General features: G+C 64.1%; 23 protein-coding genes. 7 read left to right on the top strand and 16 right to left on the bottom strand.

From position 1 onward, the window contains the following. The first annotated feature begins 6 nt into the window (after positions 1–6). The 5 genes from ACZ2IA_RS10680 to ACZ2IA_RS10660 all read left to right on the top strand — a co-directional run bounded on the left by ACZ2IA_RS10680 (position 7) and on the right by ACZ2IA_RS10660 (position 3351). Complete coding sequence (locus ACZ2IA_RS10680) at positions 7–642, top strand: deoxynucleoside kinase (RefSeq protein ID WP_470292562.1); 636 nt, start codon at positions 7–9, stop codon at positions 640–642. A 111-nt stretch (positions 643–753) separates the two neighbouring features. After that, positions 754–1545, top strand: coding sequence for a 3-methyl-2-oxobutanoate hydroxymethyltransferase (gene panB, locus ACZ2IA_RS10675; RefSeq protein ID WP_470292561.1), 792 nt, complete (start codon positions 754–756; stop codon positions 1543–1545). An 18-nt stretch (positions 1546–1563) separates the two neighbouring features. Next, positions 1564–2397, top strand: a complete 834-nt coding sequence (panC, locus tag ACZ2IA_RS10670; protein ID WP_470292560.1) for a pantoate--beta-alanine ligase — start codon at positions 1564–1566, stop codon at positions 2395–2397. A gap of 26 nt (positions 2398–2423) precedes the next feature. After that, positions 2424–2807, top strand: coding sequence for an aspartate 1-decarboxylase (gene panD, locus ACZ2IA_RS10665; RefSeq protein WP_470292559.1), 384 nt, complete (start codon positions 2424–2426; stop codon positions 2805–2807). Between the two features lie 121 nt (positions 2808–2928). After that, complete coding sequence (locus tag ACZ2IA_RS10660; RefSeq protein WP_470292558.1) at positions 2929–3351, top strand: GFA family protein; 423 nt, start codon at positions 2929–2931, stop codon at positions 3349–3351. Between the two features lie 18 nt (positions 3352–3369). Here ACZ2IA_RS10660 and ACZ2IA_RS10655 read toward each other — a convergent pair whose 3' ends face one another. From ACZ2IA_RS10655 to ACZ2IA_RS10600, 12 genes are all read right to left on the bottom strand, one after another. Continuing rightward, positions 3370–3663 (bottom strand): antibiotic biosynthesis monooxygenase family protein, encoded by a 294-nt coding sequence (locus ACZ2IA_RS10655; protein ID WP_470292557.1) that lies wholly within the window; start codon positions 3661–3663, stop codon positions 3370–3372. 57 nt (positions 3664–3720) lie between these two features. Continuing rightward, positions 3721–4197, bottom strand: a complete 477-nt coding sequence (gene rraA / locus ACZ2IA_RS10650) for a ribonuclease E activity regulator RraA (protein ID WP_470292556.1) — start codon at positions 4195–4197, stop codon at positions 3721–3723. A gap of 168 nt (positions 4198–4365) precedes the next feature. Next, positions 4366–5856 carry a DegQ family serine endoprotease gene (locus ACZ2IA_RS10645; RefSeq protein ID WP_470292555.1) on the bottom strand — a complete coding sequence of 497 codons (1491 nt, stop codon included), beginning with the start codon at positions 5854–5856 and terminating at the stop codon, positions 4366–4368. A 66-nt stretch (positions 5857–5922) separates the two neighbouring features. Continuing rightward, positions 5923–6555 (bottom strand): endonuclease III, encoded by a 633-nt coding sequence (gene nth / locus ACZ2IA_RS10640; protein ID WP_470292554.1) that lies wholly within the window; start codon positions 6553–6555, stop codon positions 5923–5925. Next, positions 6555–7277 carry an electron transport complex subunit E gene (locus ACZ2IA_RS10635; RefSeq protein WP_470292553.1) on the bottom strand — a complete coding sequence of 241 codons (723 nt, stop codon included), beginning with the start codon at positions 7275–7277 and terminating at the stop codon, positions 6555–6557. The genes nth and ACZ2IA_RS10635 overlap by 1 nt, the downstream gene beginning before the upstream one ends. Positions 7278–7286: 9 nt before the next feature. Next, positions 7287–7904, bottom strand: a complete 618-nt coding sequence (gene rsxG, locus ACZ2IA_RS10630; protein WP_470292552.1) for an electron transport complex subunit RsxG — start codon at positions 7902–7904, stop codon at positions 7287–7289. Further along, a complete protein-coding gene (locus ACZ2IA_RS10625) occupies positions 7901–8923 on the bottom strand; it encodes an RnfABCDGE type electron transport complex subunit D (RefSeq protein WP_470292551.1) in 1023 nt (340 codons plus the stop codon). Before ACZ2IA_RS10625 ends, rsxG begins: the two co-directional genes overlap by 4 nt. Positions 8924–8925: 2 nt before the next feature. Further along, complete coding sequence (gene rsxC / locus ACZ2IA_RS10620) at positions 8926–11079, bottom strand: electron transport complex subunit RsxC (RefSeq protein ID WP_470292550.1); 2154 nt, start codon at positions 11077–11079, stop codon at positions 8926–8928. Further along, positions 11076–11654 carry an electron transport complex subunit RsxB gene (gene rsxB, locus ACZ2IA_RS10615; RefSeq protein WP_470292549.1) on the bottom strand — a complete coding sequence of 193 codons (579 nt, stop codon included), beginning with the start codon at positions 11652–11654 and terminating at the stop codon, positions 11076–11078. The genes rsxC and rsxB overlap by 4 nt, the downstream gene beginning before the upstream one ends. Further along, positions 11651–12232, bottom strand: coding sequence for an electron transport complex subunit RsxA (gene rsxA / locus ACZ2IA_RS10610; RefSeq protein ID WP_470292548.1), 582 nt, complete (start codon positions 12230–12232; stop codon positions 11651–11653). The genes rsxB and rsxA overlap by 4 nt, the downstream gene beginning before the upstream one ends. 298 nt (positions 12233–12530) lie before the next feature. Continuing rightward, positions 12531–13097, bottom strand: a complete 567-nt coding sequence (locus tag ACZ2IA_RS10605; protein WP_470292547.1) for a hypothetical protein — start codon at positions 13095–13097, stop codon at positions 12531–12533. Between the two features lie 58 nt (positions 13098–13155). Next, complete coding sequence (locus tag ACZ2IA_RS10600; protein WP_470292546.1) at positions 13156–15222, bottom strand: DEAD/DEAH box helicase; 2067 nt, start codon at positions 15220–15222, stop codon at positions 13156–13158. Between ACZ2IA_RS10600 and ACZ2IA_RS10595 the strand changes: the two genes are divergently transcribed. Further along, positions 15221–15493: a hypothetical protein gene (locus ACZ2IA_RS10595; RefSeq protein ID WP_470292545.1), complete on the top strand. Its 273-nt coding sequence runs from the start codon at positions 15221–15223 to the stop codon at positions 15491–15493. The genes ACZ2IA_RS10600 and ACZ2IA_RS10595 overlap by 2 nt on opposite strands. Here the strand turns inward: ACZ2IA_RS10595 and ACZ2IA_RS10590 are convergent. From ACZ2IA_RS10590 to ACZ2IA_RS10575, 4 genes are all read right to left on the bottom strand, one after another. Further along, the gene (locus ACZ2IA_RS10590) at positions 15470–16630 is read right to left on the bottom strand and encodes a site-specific DNA-methyltransferase (protein ID WP_470292544.1); all 1161 of its coding nucleotides are present in this window, start codon (positions 16628–16630) and stop codon (positions 15470–15472) included. The genes ACZ2IA_RS10595 and ACZ2IA_RS10590 overlap by 24 nt on opposite strands. Before the next feature lie 407 nt (positions 16631–17037). Beyond that, a complete protein-coding gene (gene acs, locus ACZ2IA_RS10585) occupies positions 17038–19005 on the bottom strand; it encodes an acetate--CoA ligase (RefSeq protein WP_470292543.1) in 1968 nt (655 codons plus the stop codon). Between the two features lie 66 nt (positions 19006–19071). Beyond that, complete coding sequence (locus ACZ2IA_RS10580) at positions 19072–20757, bottom strand: cation acetate symporter (protein WP_470292542.1); 1686 nt, start codon at positions 20755–20757, stop codon at positions 19072–19074. After that, a complete protein-coding gene (locus tag ACZ2IA_RS10575; protein WP_470292541.1) occupies positions 20754–21065 on the bottom strand; it encodes a DUF485 domain-containing protein in 312 nt (103 codons plus the stop codon). The genes ACZ2IA_RS10580 and ACZ2IA_RS10575 overlap by 4 nt, the downstream gene beginning before the upstream one ends. A 526-nt stretch (positions 21066–21591) precedes the next feature. Here ACZ2IA_RS10575 and ACZ2IA_RS10570 point away from each other — a divergent pair. Beyond that, positions 21592–22491 (top strand): LysR family transcriptional regulator, encoded by a 900-nt coding sequence (locus tag ACZ2IA_RS10570; protein WP_470292540.1) that lies wholly within the window; start codon positions 21592–21594, stop codon positions 22489–22491. Positions 22492–22537 lie beyond the last annotated feature (46 nt).

Raw genomic sequence — 22537 nt, 5'->3', positions numbered from 1 at the left:
GCAAACATGTCCAACCTGCGCTACGTGGTGGTAGAGGGCCCGATCGGGGCCGGTAAATCCGAACTGGCCCGTCGGCTGGCCGACTACTGGGAAGTGAAGCTGGTGGCCGAGGAGCCGGAGGCCAATCCGTTCCTGAGCCGCTTCTACCGCAACGCCACCCAGTACGGTCTGGCGACCCAGTTGTCGTTTCTGCAGCAGCGCGCCGAGAAGGCGCGCGCGATGCTCGACGGCGACCTGCTGGCCGCGCCGCTGGTGTCCGACTTCCTGTTCGAGAAGGACGCGGTGTTCGCCCGCACTCTCCTGAAGGACGACGAGCTGGCGTTATACCGCTACATCGCCGCCAAGCTGATGCCCGAGCACCCGGTGCCGGACCTGGTGATCTACCTGCAGGCCTCGCCCGACGTGGTGCAAAGACGCGTCGCCGCCAAGGACAACGAGTACGAGAAGAGCTTCCCGGAAGGCTTCCTCGACGAGGTGCACGGGGCCTACAGCGAGTTCTTCCACCAGTATGAAAACGCGCCGCTGTTGATCGTGAATACCGACCACCTGAACTTTGTTGATGGTGACGAGGATTTCGAGCTATTGTTGCGCTGCATCACCGAAATGCGCGGCCAGCGCAGCTACTTCAACAAGAGCGCCTGATCGCCGCGCCGTGTTGGCGGACAGCGAATCGCGGCCGCCAGAAGCGGCCCGATAATTCCCAGAGCGTCCGGCCACGACCCGGGCGCCGTCTCCGAAGAACGAGGATTTGTCATGCGTATTACGGTAACCATCCTGCAGAAGATGGTCAGTGAAAGGCACAAGATCGCCATGCTGACCTGCTACGAAGCGAGCCTGGCCAACCTACTGGAAGAAGCGGGGGTCGAGGTGCTGCTGGTGGGCGATTCGCTCGGCATGGTGGTGCAGGGGCAGGACTCCACCCTACCGGTCAGCCTGGACGATATGGCGTACCACACCGCCTGCGTGGCGCGCGGCAGCAAGAGCGCGCTGATCGTGGCCGATCTGCCGTTCGGCAGCTACCAGCAGAGCCGCGAGCAGGCGCTCGCCTCGTCGGTAGCGCTGATGCAGGCCGGCGCGCACATGGTCAAGCTCGAAGGCGGTGCCTTCATGGCCGACACGGTGCGTTTCCTGGTCGAGCGCGGCATCCCGGTGTGTGGCCACATCGGCCTGACGCCGCAGTCGGTGAACACGCTTGGTGGCTATAAGGTGCAGGGCAAGACCGACGCCGCCGCCGAACAGTTGCTGGTCGATGCCAAGGCACTGTCCGACGCCGGCGCTGCGCTGATCGTGCTCGAGTGTGTGCCGGCCGAGCTGGCGCGTCGCGTCACCGACGAGGTCAACGCCGGCACCATCGGCATCGGCGCCGGCGTCGACTGTGACGGCCAGGTGCTGGTGCTGCACGACATGCTCGGCATCTATCCGGGCAAGAAGGCGCGCTTCGTCAAGAATTTCATGGTCGAGGCCGGCAGCATCCAGGGCGCGGTGGGCGCCTACGTGAGCGAGGTGAAGGCGAAGACCTTCCCGGCCGCCGAACACACCTTCTGAGCAGGACGGGGAAAGACAATGCAAGTAATTCGTTCGATTGCCGAGATGCGCGCCTGGCGCAAGAGCGCCGGCAAGATCGCCTTCGTGCCGACGATGGGCAACCTGCACGCCGGCCACCTGGCGCTGGTGCGCGAAGCCCGCCAACGTGCCGACAAGGTGGTGGTGAGCATCTTCGTCAACCGTCTGCAGTTCGGCCAGGGTGAGGATTTCGACGCCTACCCACGCACCTACGACGCCGATGGCGAGAAGCTGCGCGAGGCCGGTGTCGACGTGCTGTTCTACCCGGACGAGCATGAGCTCTATCCGCGCGTGAAGCAGGACTTCAACGTCGAGCCGCCGCACATTCAGAACGAGCTGTGCGGCGCGTTCCGCCCGGGCCACTTCCGCGGCGTGGCCACCGTGGTCACCAAACTGTTCAATATCGTGCAGCCGGACGTCGCCTGTTTCGGCAAGAAGGACTACCAGCAGCTGCACGTGATCCGCGCGATGGTCGACGACCTGAACATGCCGATCGAGATCGTGCCGGTCGACACCGGCCGCGCCGACGACGGCCTGGCGCTGTCCTCGCGCAACGGCTACCTGACCGAGGCGGAGCGCGCCGAGGCGCCGCGCCTCTATCGCAGCCTGCGCCACATCGCCGACGCACTGGCGGCCGGCGAGAACGACTACGCCGCACTTGAGCAGACCGCGATCGACGACCTGACCGCGCACGGTTGGCAGGTCGACTACGTCGAGGTGCGCGACGCCGCCACGCTGGAGATCGGCCATGCCGGCGCGCATCGTCTGGTCGTACTGGCCGCCGCGCGTCTGGGCAAGCCGCGGCTGATCGACAATATCGAAGTGATGCGTTAAGCATCGGAACAAGACAGGAAACCACCATGCAGCGCAGTATGCTGAAAGCCAAGCTCCACCGTGTGACCACCACCCACTCGGAGCTGCACTATATCGGTTCGTGTGCGATCGACGAGAACCTGCTCGAGGCCGCCGACATCCGCGAATACGAAGAGATCCAGATCTGGAATGTGACCAACGGCGAGCGTTTCGCCACCTACGCGATCCGCGCCGAGCGCGGCTCGGGCACCATCTCGGTGAACGGCTCGGCCGCGCGCCGTGCGGCGCCGGGCGACCTGTTGATCATCGCGACCTTCGCGCTCTTCGAGGAGTCGGAGATCGCCGATCACAAGCCGGCGCTGGTGTTCGTCGACGACAAGAACCGGATCACCGAGGTGAAACACGGCGGCACGCCGGTGCAGCAGGGCTGATCAACGCTCGGAATGAACAAGGCGACGGGATCCCGTCGCCTTTTTTGTTGCGTGCGCTTAGGCAAGGTTGGCCGAATAGGGCGGTGCCGCCGATACTGAGCAGAGACAGGGAGGGCGCAGCATGACGACGATGAAGGGCGGCTGCCTGTGCGGCCGGGTGCGTTACCGGCTCAGCGGCGAGCCGCACACCGTCACCCACTGCCATTGCCATAGCTGCCGCAAGGCGAGCGGCGCGGCGTTTGTCAGCTGGTTCACCGTGGCGCTGGAGCAGCTGACCTGGCTCGCCGAGGCGCCGGCGCGTTACGCCAGCTCGGCCGGGGTCGAGCGCGGCTTCTGTCCGCGCTGCGGCACTACGCTCAGCTATCAGAACGTGCAATGGCCCGGTGAGATCGACCTGACCGTGGCGAGCCTCGACGAGCCGGGGCGGTTGACGCCGACCACGCACTGCTGGTGGAGCGAGCATGTCGACTGGGTCGAGGAGCTCGACCACCTGCCGCACTACCCGGCCTGGCTGCCGGATGAAGTGAAGCGTCGGCAGCCGTGAGGGTATAGCCAGCCTGGCTTAACCAAAGACCTCGGTGTGATGTACCCAGCACTCGGTCGCGTATTTTTCCATTCCGTCAGGGATGACGGCCTGGTGCCAGTTTTCACCGGCGAACGCCTCGATGCAGCCCTCGTCCTGCCAGGTGGAGATCATCACGTATTCCTCGGGGCTCCACCTTGCCGGGCGGCCGACGCTGACGCTGAGCAGCCCCCGGTGCGACTTGACCAAGGGCAGCGACACCGCGAGGAAGTCCGCTTCAAACGCTTGATGCAGCGCTTCGGGAACGCGTACCCGAAATATTCTGGTGATCATGGTTGTGAGTTCCGAGGCGATTGAGTAAACAGCGCATCCGGGTCGGACTAGCCCGTCTTACAGCAGCGGCCGGGCCGACACGATGATGCCGTCCTCGTCGGCGTACAGCCATTCGCCCGGCTCGAATGTCACGCCGGCGAAGCTCACCGCGATATCGCGTTGCCCCTCGCCGCGCTTGACCGACTTCCTCGGGTGCGCGGCCAGCGCCTTCACGCCCAGCGGCAGGCTGCCCAGCACCACCGTGTCGCGCACACAGCCGTAGATCAAGACGCCCGCCCAGCCGTTGGCGACGGCCAGTTCGCCGAGCTGATCGCCCAACAGCGCACAGCGTGTCGAGCCGCCGCCGTCGACCACCAGCACCCGTTCATGACCGGTTTCGGCCAGCGTCTCGCGTAGCAGCGCGTTGTCTTCGAACAGCTTTAGCGTGACGATCTGCCCGGAAAAGCGCGAGGCGTCGCCAAAGTCGCGGAACAGCGGTTCGAGCACCCGCACATTGTCATTTTCGTCGCACAGATCGGTGGTGAGGAAGATCATCGGCTTCTCCTTGGGGGCTGTTTATCGTCGACGGCTACCGGTGTCGGAAGTGGCCGGCCCGCCGTCTGGCTGATGCGTAGCGGCTGCTTTCTGATTGTGTTGGTGGGCGATCCGATTTGGCAAGGTATGAAAAAGGCCGCCCGGTTGAGGGCGGCCTGTGTCGTCAGGTCAGTCGAGCCGCAAAGGCACGAACAGGGTATTGTCCTGGCGCCGTACCAAGAGCGCGATATTGTTGTCGGCGGCCGCCAGCGCCTTTTCGAACGACTTGATCGTGCTGATCTCGTTCTGGTTGAGGCCGATGATCACGTCGCCGTGCTGCAGGCCGGCGCGGGCGGCCGGGCCCTGCGCCTTCTGGATCAGCAGGCCGCCCTTGATGCCCAGCTCGCTGCTCTGGCTCGGGGTCAGCTCGGACAGCGTCAGGCCCAGCTTGCCGATCTGGTAGCTCTGCGGCGGCGGCTGGGTGCTCGGCGCGTTCGGCTGCGCGGTCTGCTCGGCGAGCAACTCGCCGAGCACCACGTCGACCGACTTCTCGGTGCCCTTGCGCCAGATACCCAGCTTGACCCGGCTGTTCGGCTGCATCGAGCCGATTATCATCGGCAGGTCTTTCGAGCTTTCCACCACCTTGCCGTTCACCGTCAGCACGATGTCGCCGACCTGTACGCCACCCTTGGCGGCCGGGCCGCTCGGCTCGACGCGCACCACCAGCGCGCCGCGCGGGCGATCGAGGCCGAACGACTGCGCCAGCTCCTGGCTGACTTCCTGGATGTTCACGCCCAGCTGGCCGCGGCTGACCTTGCCCTTTGCCTTGATCTGCTCGGCCACGTTGATCGCGATGTCGATCGGGATGGCGAATGAGATGCCCATGAAGCCGCCGGAGCGGCTGTAGATCTGCGAGTTGATGCCGACCACCTGGCCGCGCAGGTTGAACAGCGGCCCGCCCGAGTTGCCCGGGTTGATCGGCACGTCGGTCTGGATGAACGGCACGTAGTTTTCGTCCGGCAGGCTGCGGCCCTTGGCCGACACGATGCCGGCGGTCACCGAGTTTTCGAAGCCGAACGGTGCGCCGATCGCCGCCACCCATTCGCCGACCTTCAGCGCGCCCGGGTCGCCGGTCTTCACCGTCGGCAGGTTTGTCGCCTGGATCTTCAGCACCGCGACGTCGGCGCGCTTGTCGAGGCCGATCAGCTTGGCCTTGAACTCGCGCTTGTCGGTCAGCATCACCTTGATCTGCGTGCCGCCGTTGACCACGTGCGAGTTGGTCAGGATATAGCCGTCGGCGCTGATGATGAAACCGGAGCCGAACGACACGGTCTCGCTGTCCTGCGGCTCCTGCTGCTGCGGTGGGTTCGGCATGAAGCGGCGGAAGAATTCATAGAACGGATCGTCTTCCGGAATCGGGAACGGCAGGACGTTTGGGCCGGCCGATGCGGTCGGCTGCGCCTCGCGTACCGCCTGGATGTTCACCACGGTCGGGCCTTCGCGCTCGACCAGCTGGGTGAAGTCGGGCAGCAGCATGGCAATCTGCCCGTTTTCTTGCGCCGGGACGGCGACGGTGGAAATCGGTTTTTCGCCCTTGAAGAAATGCTGGATCTTGTCGCAGCCCGACAACAAGGCGATCACGGCCACAGCTGCCAGTAATAAGCGAAGCGTACGGGTCACTGGCGGTTCCTTTCGATTGATGTCTGGGCGTCTACCCCGTGTGAAATATCGGGCAAACTAATTGAATCATACCGGCTTTGCCGGATATTCGCAGAGATCGACGAGCACGCAATGTTCGCAATCCGGTTTGCGCGCCTTGCACACGTAACGGCCATGCAGAATCAGCCAATGATGGGCGTCTTGCATATATTCTTTTGGTATAAATTTTACCAACTTATCCTCCACCTCGCGTACGTCCTTGCCGGGGGCGAGCCGGGTGCGGTTGGCGACGCGGAAGATATGCGTGTCGACCGCCATGGTCGGGTGGCCGAAGGCGGTGTTGAGCACCACGTTGGCGGTCTTGCGGCCGACACCGGGCAGCGCCTCGAGCGCCTCGCGAGTTTGCGGTACCTCGCCGCCGTATTGCTCGGTCAGGATGCGACAGGTCTCGATCGCGTTCTTGGCCTTGGTGCGATAGAGGCCGATGGTCTTGATGTACTCCTCGAGCCCGGCCACGCCGAGCGCCAGCATTTTTTCCGCGGTCGGTGCGACCGGAAACAGCCGGCGCGTCGCCTTGTTGACGCCGACGTCGGTGGCCTGCGCCGACAGCAGCACGGCGATCAAGAGCTGGAACGGCGTGTCGTACTCCAGCTCGGTGGTGGGGTGCGGATTGGCGGCTTGGAGTCGCTCGAAGATGGCACGACGTTTGGCGGCGTTCATTAGGCCTCGGTAACGGGAGTGGCGGTGACGGCCGGCGTGCGCGCGGCGCGGCGCTTGTTGCGCTCATCGAGTAGATTGCGGCCGGCGATCAAAAATCCAAGAGCAAGAAACGCGCCAGGCGGCAGAATCGCCAGCAGGAACTGGTAGTGCATCTCGGCCGGGATGACGTGCAACACCATCATTCGGCCAACGTCGCCGAACACCAGCTCGGCACCGGAGAACAGCATCCCCTTGCCGATCAGCTCGCGCATCGCGCCGAGGATGGCGAGCACCAGCGTCAGCCCCAGGCCCATCATCAGTCCGTCGAGCGCCGACTCGCGCACCGGGTTCTTCGAGGCGAACGCCTCGGCGCGCGCCAGCACGATGCAGTTGGTGGTGATCAGCGGGATGAAGATGCCGAGCACCAGATAGAGTGGGTGCACATAGGCGTTCATCAACAGGTCGACGCAGGTGACCAGCGCCGCGATGATCAGGATGAAGATCGGGTTGCGGATCTCGTTCGGGATGAAGTGGCGGATCGCCGCGACCGCGCCGCTAGCCAGCGCCATCACCGCCGCGGTCGCCAGCCCCAGCGACACGCCGTTGATCACGCTCGAGCTGATCGCCAGTACCGGGCACAGGCCGAGCAGTTGCACCACGCCCGGGTTCTGCTTCCACAGGCCGTTATGGGCGATGGCGCGCCACGGGCGCTCGTCGTTGGCGGCGGGGGAGGTGTGATTCATCGCAGTTCCTTACGGCAGCGTCGCGAGCTGTGTGGCGTGCTCGCGGTAATAGGCAACGACCTTGCCGACCGCACCGGTGACGGCGCGCGCCGAGATGGTCGAGCCGGTCATGTAATCGAAGTCGCCGCCGTCCTTCCTCACCTTCCAGCGCTGATCGGTGCCCCGGCCGCCGAACTGCTGGACCCAGTCGCTCCTAGCCGAATCGATGTAGTCGCCGAGGCCCGGGGTTTCCTTGTGCGCGATCACCCGCACGCCGCTGACGCGGCCATCGGCGTTGATGCCGACCAGCAGGCGGATCTTGCCGCCATAGCCGTTCTGCGCCTGCGCCTCGAACACGTAGGCGGACGGTTTGCCGGCGAGGCGGGCGATGTAAACGTTGGCCGAACCGTCACTGCCGAGTGCGGCGGCGTCTATTGGTGCCAAGGGCACGGCGCTGGCGACCGGGTCGTTGTCGTAGCCGCCTTCCGGCAGCGTCTGCGCGATCAGCGCCAGTTTCGCCGCGTTCTCGTTGGCCTTGACGGTCTTTTCGGTGGCGAGGTAGGTGCCGGCCAGGAGGCCGGTGCAGACCGTCGCAAATACCAGCAGGGTCAGCGCGCTGCGGCGCGCCTGGCGCAGGGCATCGTTCATGCCGAGCCCCGCTTGCGCTTGGCGCCGAACACCGGCGGCTGGGTGCAGTGGTCGATGAACGGCACGGCGATGTTCATGATCAGCACCGCAAACGCCACCGCGTCCGGGAAGCCGCCGAACACCCGGATCACGTAGGTGAGCACGCCGACCAGGAAGCCGAATATCAGCCGGCCGCGCGGCGTGGTCGGGCCGGATACCGGGTCGGTGACGATGAAGAACGCCGCCAGCATCGTCGCGCCGGCTGTCAGGTGGAACAGCGGGTTGGCGTAGTGCACCGGGTCGACCAGCCACAAGGGCAGTGCGAGCGCGCCGACACCGGCCAGCATCGCCAGCGGGCTCTGCCACGGGATCAGCTTCTGCTGCCAGAGGAACAGTCCGCCGGCGAGGTAGCCGAGCGCGATCCATTCGCCGCCGACGCCGGCGACGTGGCCGTACAAGGGGTTGGCGAGCAACTGCGGCACGGCGTGATCGCCGAGCAGCAACTGCGTCTTCATGAAGTCGAGCGGGGTGGCCGACGCCACCGCGTCGAGCGCCGCGCCCGGCGGCAGCTGGCGGGTGAAGATGTAGGTGAGCTGCTGCAGCGCGTCGAGCGGCGCGCTCGGCGAGCCCCACTGCGCCATCTGCGCCGGGAAGGCGACGATCATCACCGCAAAGCCGACCATCGCCGGGTTGAACGGGTTGTTGCCGAGCCCGCCGTACAGCTGCTTGGCGATGACTATGGCAAATGAGGTCGCCACCACGATCATCCACCAGGCGCCCAGCGGCGGCATCGCCAGCGCGAGCAGCCAGGCGGTGACCACCGCGCTGCCGTCGCGCAGGAAGAATGCCACCGGCACGCCGCGCAGCCTCAGCATCGCCGCTTCGGCCGACAGCGCGGTGACGGTCGCGAGCACCAGCTGCACCAGCACGCCGATGCTGTAGAAGTGCACGTACAGAATCAGGCCCGGCAGCAGCGCTGCCAGCACCTTGAACATGATCACCGACACGGTGGTCGGCTTGGCGATATGCGGGGAATGCATGCTTATGAATTGTTGTCCTGTTCGGCGTCGCGGGCGGCCTTCTTGGCGGCGGCGCGCTCCATCGCCGCCTTGATCGCGGCGCGCTTTTCATCGTCTTGGGTGTTGGCGGGCGGAGCCGGCTCGGTAGTGGCTGGTGCGGCTGTCTCGCTGTTTCGGCCGGCCTCGGTCGCTTCGCGGGCGGCTTTCTTCGCGGCGGCACGGTCCATCGCCGTCTTGATCGCGGCCTTCTTCTCGTCGTCGAGCGAGTTTGGGGCGGGAGCGGCGGGCTGGCCGTCCCGGCCGGCTTCGGCCGCTTCGCGTTCTGCCTTCTTTGCGGCAGCGCGCTCCAGCGCCGACTTGATCGCCGCCTTCTTTTCGTCGTCGAGAACATTGTTCGGCACGATAGGCGCCGCCGGGGTTTCGGGCAGGCCGACGCTGGCGGCGGCTTGGGCGGCCTTCTGCGCCGCGGCGCGTTCCATCGCCGCCTGGATCGCGGCCTTCTTGACATCGTCGGATGAGCCGTTGGCCGCAACGGCCGGGGCAGGGTTGACTACGCCGTCGGCATTGGCCGCCTCGCGCGCCGCCTTGCGGGCCGCGGCGCGTTCCATCGCGGCCTGGATCGCCGCCTGCTTCGCCTCCTCGCTCTGCACCACCGGCGCTTCCTTGCCGGCGGCCCTCAGCGCGGCGGCACGTTCCATCGCCGCCTTGATCGCGGCGGCCTTGTCCTCGGCCGGCGCGGCGCTGGCGACCGGGGTGTCGGCGGCCGCGGCCGAGCGTTCGGCCAACCTTTGCGCCTTTTCGGTTTTTTCGCGCTCGATGCGGAACAGCCGGAATTCGTGGCGGGTGCGGGCGCGGTCGGCGGCCTTCTTGTCGCGCTCTGCCGCCCAGATCTCGCTCTTGGCGTAGCGGTAGTAGTCGACCAGCGGCAGCTGGCTCGGGCAGACGTAGCTGCACGCGCCGCACTCGATGCAGTCGAACAGATTCCACTCCTGCGCCTTGCCGAAGTTCTTCGCCTTGGCGAACCAGTAGAGGTCCATCGGCTGCAGCTCGGCCGGACAGGCGCTGGCGCACTCGCCGCAGCGGATGCACGGCATCGCCGGCGGGCGTGGCGGGAACAGCCGGGCCGAACTGCCGATCAGGCAGTTGCTGGCCTTGGTGATGCCGGCGGCGAGGTCGGGCAGCTTGAAGCCCATCATCGGCCCGCCCATGATCACGCCGTCGTTGTCGGGAGCCAGGCCCGCCCAAGCCATCAGCTCGGCCACCGGCGTGCCGAGCAGCGCCTCGACGTTCTGCGGGCGCTCGACCTCGCCGGTCAAGGTGACGATGCGGCTGATCACCGGTTCGCCCAGTTCGACCGCGCGGTAGACGCTGTAGACGGTGCCGACGTTGAAGCACTGCACGCCCAGGTCGGTGTAGCGCATCCCGTGCGGCACCTCGATGCCGGTCAACAGGCGGATCAGCTGCTTGGCGCCGCCGCTCGGGTACTTGGTCGGCACCGTGATGACGCGATACGGCGTGCCGGCGCAGGCGTCGGTCAGCGCGGCGATCGCCTCGGGCTTGTTGTCCTCGATGCCGATCAGCACCTGTCTGGGCTGCATCAGCCGCGCGACGATGGCGATGCCGGACACGATGTCGCGGGTGCGCTCGCGCATCAGCAGGTCGTCGCAGCTGATATACGGTTCGCATTCGGCGCCGTTGATCACCAGCGTGTCGAGCGTTTGACTGGCGAGCTTCAGGCTGGTCGGGAACGCCGCCCCGCCCAGGCCGACCACGCCCATGTCGCGCAGGAAGCGGCGCACCTCGGACGGGTTGGCGCTCTGCCAGTGCGGGAACGGCTGGCGTTCCTGCCACTCGTCGCGGCCGTCGGCCTCGATGATGACGCTGGTCTCGAAGAGGCCCGACGGGTGCGCGTAGGCGTGCGGGCCGATCGCGACCACGGTGCCGGAGGTCGGCGCGTGCAGCGCCACCGACACCGCACCGTCGGCCTCGCCGATCCGCTGGCCCTTCAGCACCCGGTCGCCGACCGCCACGCAGGCCTTGGCCGGGTTGCCGAGGTTCTGGTTCAGCGGCAGGTAGAGCCGCGCCGGTAGCGGCGGCGTGCCGATCGGGCTGTTGGTCGACTGCTGTTTGTTTTCGGGCGGGTGGATGCCGCCGTTGAAGGAATGAAGCGTGCTCATGCGGCCTTGGTCGATACGGGCGTGATCGGGATGACCGGGTAGTCCCATTTCCAGTTCTTGAGGGTGGTGCCGACCGGCGCCATGCTGATGCAGTCGACCGGGCAGGGCGCGATGCACAGCTCGCAGCCGGTGCATTCGCTGGCGATGATCGTGTGCATCTGCTTGGCCGAACCGAGGATGGCGTCGACCGGACAGGCCTGGATGCACAGCGTACAGCCGATGCAGAGCTCCTCGGCTATGATCGCGACCGACTTCGACTTCGGCTTCTGCGGCGCAGCGCCCTCGTCGAACGGTTTGTAGTCGACGCCCAGCAGTTCGGCCAGCTTGTGGATGCCTTCGTCGCCGCCGGGCGGGCAGCGGTTGATGTCGGCCTCGCCCGCGGCGATCGCGGTGGCGTAGGGGCGGCAGCCCGGGTAGCTGCACTGGCCGCACTGGGTCTGCGGCAGCACCGCGTCGATCTCGTCGACCAGCGGGTCGGCCTCGACCTTGAACTTCACCGAGGCGTAGCCGAGCACGGCACCGAGCAGCACGGCGAGCGTGGCCATGATCGCCAGCGCGATCAATAGAGCGCTCATTTAACCAGTCCCCCGAAGCCCATGAACGCCAGGCTCATCAGCCCGGCGGTGATGAAGGCGATCGCCGGGCCGCGGAACGGCGCGGGGATGTCGGCGCCTTCGAGACGTTCGCGCATCGCGCCGAACAGGATCAGGATCAGCGAGAAGCCGACCGCGCTGCCGAAGCCGAATACCAGCGACTCGGCGAAGCTGTGGCCCTCGGCGACGTTGAGCAAGGGCACGCCGAGCACCGCGCAGTTGGTGGTGATCAGCGGCAGATAGATGCCGAGCACCTGGTACAGAGCCGGGCTCGTCTTGTGGATCACCATCTCGGTGAACTGCACGATCGCGGCGATCACCACGATGAACGACAGCGTGCGCAGGTACTCGAGGCCGTAGGCGGCTAGCAGTTCATTGATCAGGTGGCTGGAACCGGCGCCGAGCGTCAGCACGAAGGTGGTGGCGGCGCCCATGCCGATTGACGCTTCCAGCTTCTTGGAAACGCCCATGAACGGGCACAGGCCGAGCACGCGCACCAGCACCACGTTGTTGACGAGCACGGCCGCGACCAGAACGAGCAGGTAATGTCCGAGATCCATGGGATGCCGATACCGGTTGGGCAAACATAGAATTATCTACCCGCGGCGGGACGGCTTCAACCTTGATGCTTATAAGGGTGGGGGGCATCTATCCCGGGGTGGGGTGGACCGGTGGCTTGAGGAAGAAAAACGCGGATGACGACTATGTCGTCTGCGGGCTCGAAAGCTCGGCCAAGCTTTCAAATCCGTCGTCATGGACTTTAAAGGTTGGCCGAGCTTTCAACAGATATTGCTTGTTGGGATCAATAGCTACGCGATCGACATAAGGCGCACCGTCACGGGCAGGCCTTTGTAGGGATTACATCTGACCCAGCTTTGCCAAAGCGTCCGCCAGTTTGTCCGCTCCCTCCACCGGATTGTCATTGAACACCATCATGTATTTGAAGGCACTCCCTGCACGGGCTTCCCACAGCTTGCCAAGCCGGAGCTTCAGTTCCGAGTCCGAGTTGTCGCGGTCGTCGCCCTTCGTTTCCAGCACGACTATCTTGCCTTTTCGGATTTTAACGATGAAATCCGGGTAGTGGTTGAGAAAACCATTGATACGAAAGCCCTTGCCGCGTGACAGGTTGCGGTGCCACCACTGGATGTTTTCCAGATTGGCGATGTCGTTGATGATCTTGCGCTCGAAGTCGCCCATTTCCGCTTCGGTGACGTACAGGCTTTTCGGCAGCGCCGACGCGTTTTTTTTCGGCGCGATCGTTTCGGGCAAGGTGAAGCCCGGACGGATGCCGATCTTGTCGATATCCAGCAGGGTGGAGAATTGCCGGTAGGCATGCTGGTTGGCCAGCGCGTCGATTTTCTGGCGGATTTTACGCACATACGCGACGTCGCGTTCCAGGCAGTCGCGCACCTGGTCGGCATCCATCGCCTCGACGATACGGGTCAGGTAGCGTTTCGCGTCGGCGTCGTCGATGGGGTAGAGGTTACCGATCAGCTCGAAACAGGCGCGCGGTCAGGTTCATCACCTGGTTTTCGCGGGATTGCGCCAGGATGATGTCGTTGAAGCGCTGACGGTGCGCCCGATTCACCTTGAACGGTTTGGGCGCGTACTCTTCCTGGCCGATCTGCTCCAGATCGACGCGATACATCTCGCTATCCACATCTTCAAAGCCGATCGTGGCGTCCAGGTTGGCGAGCCGGAAATCTTTCAGCAACAGATCGCGCTCCAGAAGCTGGTGCGTCTCATCGCCGTCGAACCAGCCGCCGGTTTCCACCTCGATGAAGAACTGCGGCAGCGCCAGTGGCAGCGCCTCGTCGCGGAACAGGTCTTTCATGCGGTGCCGGTTCATTCTGGTTTCCAGTTCCGGAGGAACCGCCGAGCCGCCGGCGGTTTTAGCTTGTGCCTCGTAGGCCTGGTTCAGTTGGCTGGCCCGGACCTTGACCGCCTCGACGAAGGGATGGCCGGCCGAAGCTTGCGTCTCCGGCGCACAGAAGCCGCCCGCCGACGAAGCGGTTTCGGCTGCGGACTGATTCCAGTCGAACGTGACTCGGCTGACATCGATATCGTCGCCGGTCTTGCCGTCGGCGGATAAGGCGTCGGCTACCGGAAGCTGATCGCCGAACAGGTCTCCCGCTACGTTGGCCGAGGGTTGTTCCCCAGCCTCCACGGCGGGATGGGTTTCTTCGGCGGGCAAGGCGCGATAGTCGCGGTCGGAGAAACCCGCCCGGTTCAGCGCTTTCACCACGCTGTCCAGCGTGGTGGCGAAGCGGTTGCTGGCGGTGAATACGTAGCTCATGTTCAGCAGCTCGTGGCCGTGTTGCTGGACATGCGGCATGCGCAATACGCGGCCGAGAATCTGCTCGACATCGACGGCGGAAGACTTGTCGGCCAAGGACGCCAGAATGTAGGCGAACGGGCAGTCCCAGCCTTCTTTCAGCGCATTCACCGTGATGATGTAGCGCACCGGGCAATCCCGGCGCATCAGGTCGATGTCTTTCAGCTCGTCGAGCTTGGCGGTCTTGATCTTGATCTCGTCCGCCGGAATCTTGAGCGCGATCAGCGCTTCCCTGATCTTTTCGAAGGTCGTGTTGTCGTCGGCGGTTTTCGGCTGGGCCTGAAACAACACGATGGGGCGGATGTACTTACCGCCCTTGGCTTCCTCTTGGCTGGCGATCTCTTCGAGCTGGCGGCGCAGGATCAGCGCCGCCTCGATGACCTCGTTCTTGTCCTGCCGGTTGGCCACGATCACCGGCAGCTTCACCATGTGGTGCTGCTTGAGCTGCATGGCGTCGACGAAGCTGAAGATATTGCTGTTGTTTTTCGGCGTGGCGGTCAGGTCGAGGATGAAATGCGGGTTCAGGTTGTGCAGCATCTCCACCGACAGCGCGGTTTCCGCGTTGTGGCTCTCGTCGACCACCACCACCGGGTGCAAGGAGCGGATCACGTTGATCAGCGCCGAGGCGTCGTAATCCGGCAACAGCCAGTCGTCTTGGGCGCCGCTGTCGAGGAAGGACGCCAGATAGCCGTTGTCCTGGAAGATCTTGCGGTCTTCCTTGTTGCGGGCGCGTAAGGAATCGAAGCTCATCACCACGATGGACAATTGCTCACGCACGGTGTCCTGCGAGAATCCCGCACCTTGCAACAGGTCTTTTTTCTCGTAGATTTCCACGCGGTTCTGGAACAGCAGATTCAGCCGCTTGCGGTACGGGTGTTCCGGATTGGCCAATGCCTTGACCGTCTGCTCCAGAATGGTCAGCGACGGCACCAGCCACACCACGAAGGCGGGCCGTTTCGGGTTGCTTCTGCGGAAGGCGTCGAAAATCGGCTTCAGCGCATTCACCGCGATATAGGTCTTGCCGCCCGCCGTCGGCACCTTGGCGCACAGGTGCGGCACCTTCGGCACATTGTTCTTGTAAGGCGCCATGCCGGTGACGCCGCGCTCCGCCCAAAATTCCCTATACGCGGTGTCGATGCGCTGGCTGTCTTCCAGTGTCGCCAGGAATTCGGAGAGATCGTCGATCACGCGCTGCTGATAGCTTTTCAGTTCCATGTTCGTCTCCCTAGAAGCGCGTGATGTCGCGCGGGATCTTCTTGAAGGTGATCCCGTGTCGCGCCATGAAAGCCTTGTCCAGCAGGCAGCGATCGGCGTAGACGATGGCGTGATCGGGCTTGTCGGCACCGAATTTGAGGCTGGCGAGAAAATCCAGGTCGAGCGTGGTGGCGCGATCCGCCTCGTAATAGAACAGCCAGGCCGCCTCGCGGCCCAGGCCCAGCAGATAAGGGGAGTAGGGGTTGTCCTATCCGGTGCGAAGGTCGGCTGAGATGCCCTCGGTGTACGCCACATAGTCGCGCAGCACCGCCACGCCGACCGCCTCGTTCAGATGGCCGCCGTCCAGGAAAATCGGCTCGCCGACGGTGTAGTAGTCGAAACCGCCGCCCAGCCCGGCCACCGCCTTATTGCCCTCGCCGTAGCCATTCATCACGCGGCGCACCCGCTCGGCGGTGATGGTTTCGGCGTAGTCCATCATCTCGATCAGGATGAAACGCCGCTGGCCGCCGTCCCGGGCGTTGAGTTTCAGCACCGCGTGGGCAGTGGTGCCGGAGCCGGCGAAGGAGTCGAGGATGATGGCGTTCTTGTCCACTGCGACATCAAGAACACGGGTCAAAAAATCTACGGCCTTGGGGAAGGCAAACTTTCTTTCCCCTAGAACTTTATCAACCTCGTCGGCTCCTGTTTGTCCGCGCGTATCGGCCCAGAATGTGGAAACTGGCATCCGCTCACTGGTTTCAAACAAGAAGCGCTTCTTCCTTGGCTTTCCTGTTGCAGCGTCTGGCGGCCACCAGATTCGCTCTTCGAGTAGTAGCTTCTCATAACCTTGACGATCCGTAATCCATCCTCGTGCCTGATCTGGTGGATAAGTATCGCCAGTGTTCGGATTGACCATCTCGTAATGAAGATTGGGGCGATCTTCGGCGGTTGCCTTTCCAGTCAAAGGGTCTGTGACGTATGGGCCACGCGAGTCGTTGTCGGGGTTTTTAAAGTCAGAGCGATCAATGACGCGCCCTAGAATACTTTCCCCTTTCGCATATACGAGGATGTACTCATGATCTATCGACAGTCGTGATTTAACGCGATTGTCAGTGTTACGAGTTTTCCAGCAGATTGTTCCCAGGTAGCTGTTGTGGCCAAAGATTTCATCAAGCACTGTTTTCAGAAGGTGATATTCATTCTCGTCGATGCTGCAAAGAAATACTCCATCGATGGATAGCAACTTATGCAGCAACTTCAAGCGCGGATACATCATGCACAGCCATTTGTCGTGGCGCGACAAATCCTCGCCTTCCTTGCCGACGACCTGGCCCAGCCATTTCTTGATCTTGGGGTCGTTGACCGCGTCGTTGTACACCCAGCCTTCGTTGCCGGTGTTGTACGGCGGGTCGATGTAGATGCACTTCACCCGGCCCTCGAATTCGGGCAGCAGGCTTTTCAGCGCTTCGAGATTGTCGCCGTGAATAATCCGGTTGCCGGCGTCACCGTGTGGTGTTTGACTGGGCTGTGGGCTGTGGGCTGTGGGCTGTGGGCTGTGGGCTGTGGGCGCTGAAGCGGTACTGTTTGTCCAGTACGCGGAACGGGACGTCGTGATGGTGGTTGACCACCTTGTCTTTTCCGACCCAGGTGAGTGTTGGCATGGTGACGTTCTGAGTTGAGTTAGCCGGCTATTGTGATTTCGCCGCCGTGGCCTCGTCAATGCAGGGTTGGCCGAGCCTCGGCCAACCTTTGGTCTGAATCGGCACGCAAAAAGGCCGCACCGGAAGGTGCGGCCGAAGTCCCTGCGGGGCGGATCTCGCGAGGGAGTGAGGCGCTTTACTGCACGGGTTCCTGCAGCTGGCTGAGGATCTGCGGATTTTCCAGCGTCGAGACGTCCTGGGTGATCTCCTCGCCCTTGGCGATCGAGCGCAGCAGCCGGCGCATGATCTTGCCCGAGCGGGTCTTCGGCAGGTTCTCGCCGAAGCGGATATCGTCCGGCTGGGCGATCTTGCCGATCTCGTGGGCGACCCAGTTCTTCAGCTCGGTGGCGAGTTTCTTCGCGTCGTCGCCGACCGGGCGGGCGCCCTTCAGCACCACGAACGCGACGACCGCCTCGCCCTTCACGTCGTGCGGCTTGCCGACCACGGCGGCCTCGGCGACCAGCGGGTTGGCGACCAGCGCCGATTCGATCTCCATCGTGCCGAGGCGGTGGCCCGATACGTTCAGCACGTCGTCGATCCGTCCCATGATCCAGAAGTAACCGTTCTCGTCGCGGTGCGCCGAGTCACCCGCCAGGTAGTACTGGCCGTTGAATTCCTCGGGGAAGTAGGTCTTCTTGAAGCGCTCGTCGTCGCCCCAGATGGTGCGTACCAGAGACGGGAACGGACGCTTGATCACCAGGAAGCCGCCGCGGCCGGGTTCGACCGGCGCGCCGGATTCGTCGACGATGTCGGCGATCACGCCCGGCAGCGGCAGCGTGCACGAGCCCGGCTTGGTGGCGACGGCACCCGGCAGCGGCGAGATCTGGATCGAACCGGTTTCGGTCTGCCACCAGGTGTCGACGATCGGGCAGCGGCCGCCGCCGACCACCTCGTAGTACCACATCCACGCCTCGGGGTTGATCGGCTCGCCGACGGTGCCCAACAGGCGCAGGCTGGTCAGGTCGTACTGTTTGGGCAGGTCGGCGCCGAGCTTGATCAGCGAGCGGATCGCGGTCGGCGCGGTATAGAAGGTGCTGACCTTATGCTTCTCGATCATGCTCCAGAAGCGGCCGGCGTTCGGGTAGGTCGGCACGCCCTCGAAGATCAGCTGGGTGGCGCCGTTGGCGAGCGGGCCGTAGCAGATGTAGCTGTGGCCGGTGATCCAGCCCACGTCGGCGGTGCACCAGAACACGTCGTCCGGCTTGTAGTCGAACACCCAGCGGAAGCTGTTGATTGCACCGACCAGGTAGCCGGCGGTGCTGTGCTGGATGCCTTTCGGTTTGCCGGTGGAGCCGGAGGTGTAGAGGATGAACAGCGGGTCTTCGGCGTTCATCCATTCCGGTTCGCACTGTTCCGGCTGGTCGGCTGTGAGCTTGTGCCACCACACGTCGCGGCCCTCGGTCCAGTTGGCGCCGCCGTCGGTGCGCTGGTAGACCACCACTTTTTCCACCGTTTCGCAGCCGCCTAAGCCGAGCGCCTCGTCGACGGTGGCTTTCAGCGGCACCACCTTGCCGCCGCGCACGCTCTCGTTGGCGGTGATCACTAAGCGGGCACCGGTGTCCTGGATGCGGTCACGCACCGCGTTGGCCGAGAAGCCGCCGAAGATCACCGAGTGGATCGCGCCGATGCGGGCGCAGGCCTGCATCGCCACCACCGCCTCGATCACCATCGGCATGTAGATCGCGACGCGGTCGCCTTTCTGTACGCCCAGGCTCTTCAGGCCGTTGGCGAACTGGCAGACGCGGCGGTGCAGTTCGGCATAGGTGACGCGGGTGACGTCGCCGTTGTCGGCTTCGAAGATCAGCGCGATCTTGTTGGCGTTGACCGGCAGGTGCCGGTCTAGGCAGTTGTAGGAGACGTTCAGCACGCCGTCGTCGAACCACTTGAAGAACGGGGCGTTGCTGTCGTCGAGCACGCGCGAGAACGGCTTTTTCCAGATGATCAGCTCGCGGGCCAGGTTACCCCAGAAGGAAAGGTAGTGGTCGTCGGCCTGTTCGCACAACGCGTTGTAGCTTTCCATTCCCGACACCGTCGCCTTGTGGCGGAATTCGTCCGACGGGGCGAAGCTGCGGGTTTCCTTGAGGATGGATTCGAGGGCGGACATGGACTTCTCCTTAAAACTTTTCTGAGACTCGAAGGGCCGCCGCCGAGACGGCGGCCCGGGTGGTTCTTAGTGCTTGGATGCGCCGGTGGCGCCGATGCCGGTCATCGAGCGGACGAACTGCGCGTCGAACTTGGCCTTCTCGTCGCTGGCCGCCTTGGAGCTATCGAGCACCGAGATCAGCCAGGTGAACACGAACGCCAGCGTCATCGAGAAGATCGCCGGGTTCTTGTACGGGAACAGCGCGGCTTCGTGGTGCAGCACGTCCACCCACACCGTCGGGCCGAGCACGATCAGCAGCACCGCCGACACCAGGCCGATGAAGCCGCCGAGCACCGCGCCGCGCGTGGTCAGGCCGCGCCAGAACATCGACAGGAACAGCACCGGGAAGTTGGCCGAAGCGGCCACCGAGAACGCCAGACCCACCATGAACGCGACGTTCTGGTGCTCGAACGCGATGCCGAGCAGGATCGCGACCACCCCCAGACCCAGCGTGGCGATCTTCGAGACGCGGATCTCGTCCTTCTCGTTGGAGCGGCCGCGACGGAACACGTTGGCGTACAGGTCGTGCGACACCGCCGAGGCGCCCGACAGCGTCAGGCCGGCCACCACCGCCAGGATGGTCGCGAACGCCACCGCCGAGATGAAGCCGAGGAACAGGTCGCCGCCGATCGCGTCGGCCAGGTGGATCGCCGCCATATTGTTGCCGCCGATCAGCTGGGTGACTTCCTTGCCGTTCTTCACCACCGTTTCCATCATGCCCGGCTGGTTGAGCACCAGCATGATCGCGCCGAAGCCGATGATGAAGGTCAGGATGTAGAAGTAGCCGATGAAGCCGGTGGCGTAGAACACCGATTTGCGCGCTTCCTTGGCGTCCGCCACGGTGAAGAAGCGCATCAGGATGTGCGGCAGGCCGGCGGTGCCGAACATCAGCGCCACGCCGAGCGAGATCGCGTCGACCGGGTTGGACACGAGGCCGCCCGGCGACATGATCGCGCTACCCTTGGTGTGCACGGTGGTCGCCATCTTGAACATGTTCTCGAAGCTGAAACCGCTGTGGCGCAGCACCATGAACGCCATGAAGGTCGCGCCGCAAAGCAGCATCACCGCCTTGATGATCTGCACCCAGGTGGTGGCGAGCATGCCGCCGAACACCACGTACAGCATCATCAGCACGCCGACGATCAGCACCGCCGAGATGTAGTTCATGCCGAACAGGAGCTGGATCAGCTTGCCGGCGCCGACCATCTGCGCGATCAGGTAGATCGCCACGGTCACCAGCGTGCCGGTGGCGGCGAAGCTGCGCACCGGGGTCTGCTGCAGGCGGTAGGAGGCGACGTCGGCGAAGGTGTACTTGCCGAGGTTGCGCAGCCGCTCGGCGACCAGGAACAGGATGATCGGCCAGCCGACCAAAAAGCCCATCGAGTAGATCAGGCCGTCGTAGCCCTTCTCGTAGACCATCGCCGAGATGCCCAGGAACGACGCGGCCGACATATAGTCGCCGGCGATCGCCAGACCGTTCTGGAAGCCGGAAATGCCGCCGCCGGCCGCGTAGAAGTCGCTGGCCGAACGGGTGCGGCGCGCCGCCCAGTAGGTGATGCCCAGCGTGGCGGCGACGAAGATGAAGAACATCACGATCGCGTGCCAGTTCAGCGGCTGACGCTTCACCTCGCCGGACAGCGCCTCGGCGGCCAGCGCAAGGCCGGGCACGGTCAGCAGACCGGCCGCGGCAAGACGGGGAGAGAGGAATTTCATTGCTTGGCCTCCTCGACGATCTGCTTGTTCAGCGCGTCGAACTCGTTGTTCGCCTTGCGTACGTAGATGCCGGTCAGCACGAACGCGGACAGGATGATGACGATCCCGACCGGAATGCCGATGGTCGTGGTCGCGCCGGCGCCGATCGGAGTGCCGAGGGTCTTCGGCGCGAACGCCAGCATCAGGATGAAGCCGTAGTAGATCACCAACATGATCAGCGTGAGCTTCCACCCCAGGCTGGTCTTCTTATGGACCAGCTCGACGAACTTGGGATTGGACTGCACGCGCTTCAGGATGTCGTCATTCATTATGTCCTCCTTTGCGATGCGGCATGGCTTGCCGCTGTCAGCTAATGTACGGAGGCGATTTTCTGCTAGCTAATCGCTTTTTCTGATTGCGGAAATTTGTTCCAGAAATGGTGCGATGCAAAATGCCATATTTTTCAGTGCTTTGAAGTGGTGTTTTTACTCGATATTCCCTCGTTTTTATGAGGGGCATAAGAATTGCTTATGACATTATGTCCCCCTTGAGCGGCGCGCCGCTTGCACTGACAATAGCGGCAAAGCCTGTGCAACAGGCGGGTAGCGGCGCGCGGGCACGCTGCTACAACCAGAACAAGAGCCTGTTATGAATCTGATCACGGCCGCGTTGGCGGCAAAAAAGTTGCAAGGCAAGGCACGAGTCGCGCCGCTGTGCGAGCACAGCAAGCGAGGAGCAACGCCGCCATGCGGTTTTTTTTTGCCCCAACCCGGAGGGCCAAGCGTCCCGCACGCGGGATGCTTGGCGCGGCTCGCGAGCAGGTTCATAACAGGCTCTAGCCAGGGGACACACCGGATGGAAATCTATCAATTGCGCACCTTCGTCACGGTGGCGCAACAGGGCCACCTGACGCAGGCAGCCGAGCTCTTGCACCTGTCGCAGCCGGCGGTGACCGCGCAGATCAAGGCGCTCGAAGAAGATATCGGCATGCCGCTGTTCGATCGCAGCGCCGGCGGGGTGACGCTGACGCTGGCCGGCCAGGAGCTGCTGCCGCAGGCGCAATCGATCCTCGGCTCGGCGCGCGGCATCCTCAACCGGGCGCGCGAGCTGCGCGGCGAACTGAACGGCAAGGCGCACATCGGCGTCACGCTGTCGGCCGACGCGCTGCGGATCGGCCCGTGGGTGGCCGCCTTGGCCGAAAAGCACCCGCTCTTGGCGCTGAAGCTCGAATACGGCGTGACCGGCAACGTTCTCAACCTGGTGCGCAAGAAGGAGCTCGACGCCGGCTTCTATCTGGGCAAGAACCCCTACGCCAACGTCAACACCGTGTTTCTGGCGCGGATCGACTATCGGGTGGTGCTGCCGCCGGCCTGGGCGGCGCGGGTGGAGCAGGGGGGCTTGCGCGAGCTGGGCAAGCTGCCGTGGATCGGCATCTCGCAGTTTTCCAGCCTGTCGAAGATCAGCACCGAGCTGTGGCGCGAGCTGAACATCTCGCCGCGCAAGGTCACCGAGTGCGACCACCTGGAGACGGTGATCGAGCTCGTTAGCGCCGGGGTCGGCGTGGCGCTGGTGCGCGACGAGGACGCGCAGGCGTATGCGGCGCAGGGCAAGGTCGCTATCGTGCCCGAGCTGGTGAAGCCGGCCGACCTGCAGCTGGTCTACCCGGCCGATAGGGTCGGCGACCCGATCCTGACCGCGTTGCTCACCGAGCTCGCACCGGTATGGGGGCTGGATCCGGCGGCGCTCGGCGTCTGATTCCCAGTAGTGAGCGGGAATAGCCCTACCGGCCGGTCGTGTTTGT

The organism is Crenobacter sp. CS_VA4 (assembly GCF_055597485.1).
The sequence above is the reverse complement of the archived record's forward strand: the minus strand, read 5'-3'. Positions and strand labels throughout refer to the sequence as shown.

Bases quoted from the DNA above. Each gene is read 5' to 3' on its own strand.
- ACZ2IA_RS10680 (WP_470292562.1), top strand. From the start codon at position 7: ATGTCCAACCTGCGCTACGTGGTGGTAGAGGGCCCGATCGGGGCCGGT.
- panB (WP_470292561.1), top strand. From the start codon at position 754: ATGCGTATTACGGTAACCATCCTGCAGAAGATGGTCAGTGAAAGGCAC.
- panC (WP_470292560.1), top strand. From the start codon at position 1,564: ATGCAAGTAATTCGTTCGATTGCCGAGATGCGCGCCTGGCGCAAGAGC.
- panD (WP_470292559.1), top strand. From the start codon at position 2,424: ATGCAGCGCAGTATGCTGAAAGCCAAGCTCCACCGTGTGACCACCACC.
- ACZ2IA_RS10660 (WP_470292558.1), top strand. From the start codon at position 2,929: ATGACGACGATGAAGGGCGGCTGCCTGTGCGGCCGGGTGCGTTACCGG.
- ACZ2IA_RS10655 (WP_470292557.1), bottom strand. From the start codon at position 3,663: ATGATCACCAGAATATTTCGGGTACGCGTTCCCGAAGCGCTGCATCAA.
- rraA (WP_470292556.1), bottom strand. From the start codon at position 4,197: ATGATCTTCCTCACCACCGATCTGTGCGACGAAAATGACAATGTGCGG.
- nth (WP_470292554.1), bottom strand. From the start codon at position 6,555: ATGAACGCCGCCAAACGTCGTGCCATCTTCGAGCGACTCCAAGCCGCC.
- ACZ2IA_RS10635 (WP_470292553.1), bottom strand. From the start codon at position 7,277: ATGAATCACACCTCCCCCGCCGCCAACGACGAGCGCCCGTGGCGCGCC.
- rsxG (WP_470292552.1), bottom strand. From the start codon at position 7,904: ATGAACGATGCCCTGCGCCAGGCGCGCCGCAGCGCGCTGACCCTGCTG.
- ACZ2IA_RS10625 (WP_470292551.1), bottom strand. From the start codon at position 8,923: ATGCATTCCCCGCATATCGCCAAGCCGACCACCGTGTCGGTGATCATG.
- rsxC (WP_470292550.1), bottom strand. From the start codon at position 11,079: ATGAGCACGCTTCATTCCTTCAACGGCGGCATCCACCCGCCCGAAAAC.
- rsxB (WP_470292549.1), bottom strand. From the start codon at position 11,654: ATGAGCGCTCTATTGATCGCGCTGGCGATCATGGCCACGCTCGCCGTG.
- rsxA (WP_470292548.1), bottom strand. From the start codon at position 12,232: ATGGATCTCGGACATTACCTGCTCGTTCTGGTCGCGGCCGTGCTCGTC.
- ACZ2IA_RS10605 (WP_470292547.1), bottom strand. From the start codon at position 13,097: ATGGATGCCGACCAGGTGCGCGACTGCCTGGAACGCGACGTCGCGTAT.
- ACZ2IA_RS10595 (WP_470292545.1), top strand. From the start codon at position 15,221: ATGTTCGTCTCCCTAGAAGCGCGTGATGTCGCGCGGGATCTTCTTGAA.
- ACZ2IA_RS10600 (WP_470292546.1), bottom strand. From the start codon at position 15,222: ATGGAACTGAAAAGCTATCAGCAGCGCGTGATCGACGATCTCTCCGAA.
- acs (WP_470292543.1), bottom strand. From the start codon at position 19,005: ATGTCCGCCCTCGAATCCATCCTCAAGGAAACCCGCAGCTTCGCCCCG.
- ACZ2IA_RS10580 (WP_470292542.1), bottom strand. From the start codon at position 20,757: ATGAAATTCCTCTCTCCCCGTCTTGCCGCGGCCGGTCTGCTGACCGTG.
- ACZ2IA_RS10575 (WP_470292541.1), bottom strand. From the start codon at position 21,065: ATGAATGACGACATCCTGAAGCGCGTGCAGTCCAATCCCAAGTTCGTC.
- ACZ2IA_RS10570 (WP_470292540.1), top strand. From the start codon at position 21,592: ATGGAAATCTATCAATTGCGCACCTTCGTCACGGTGGCGCAACAGGGC.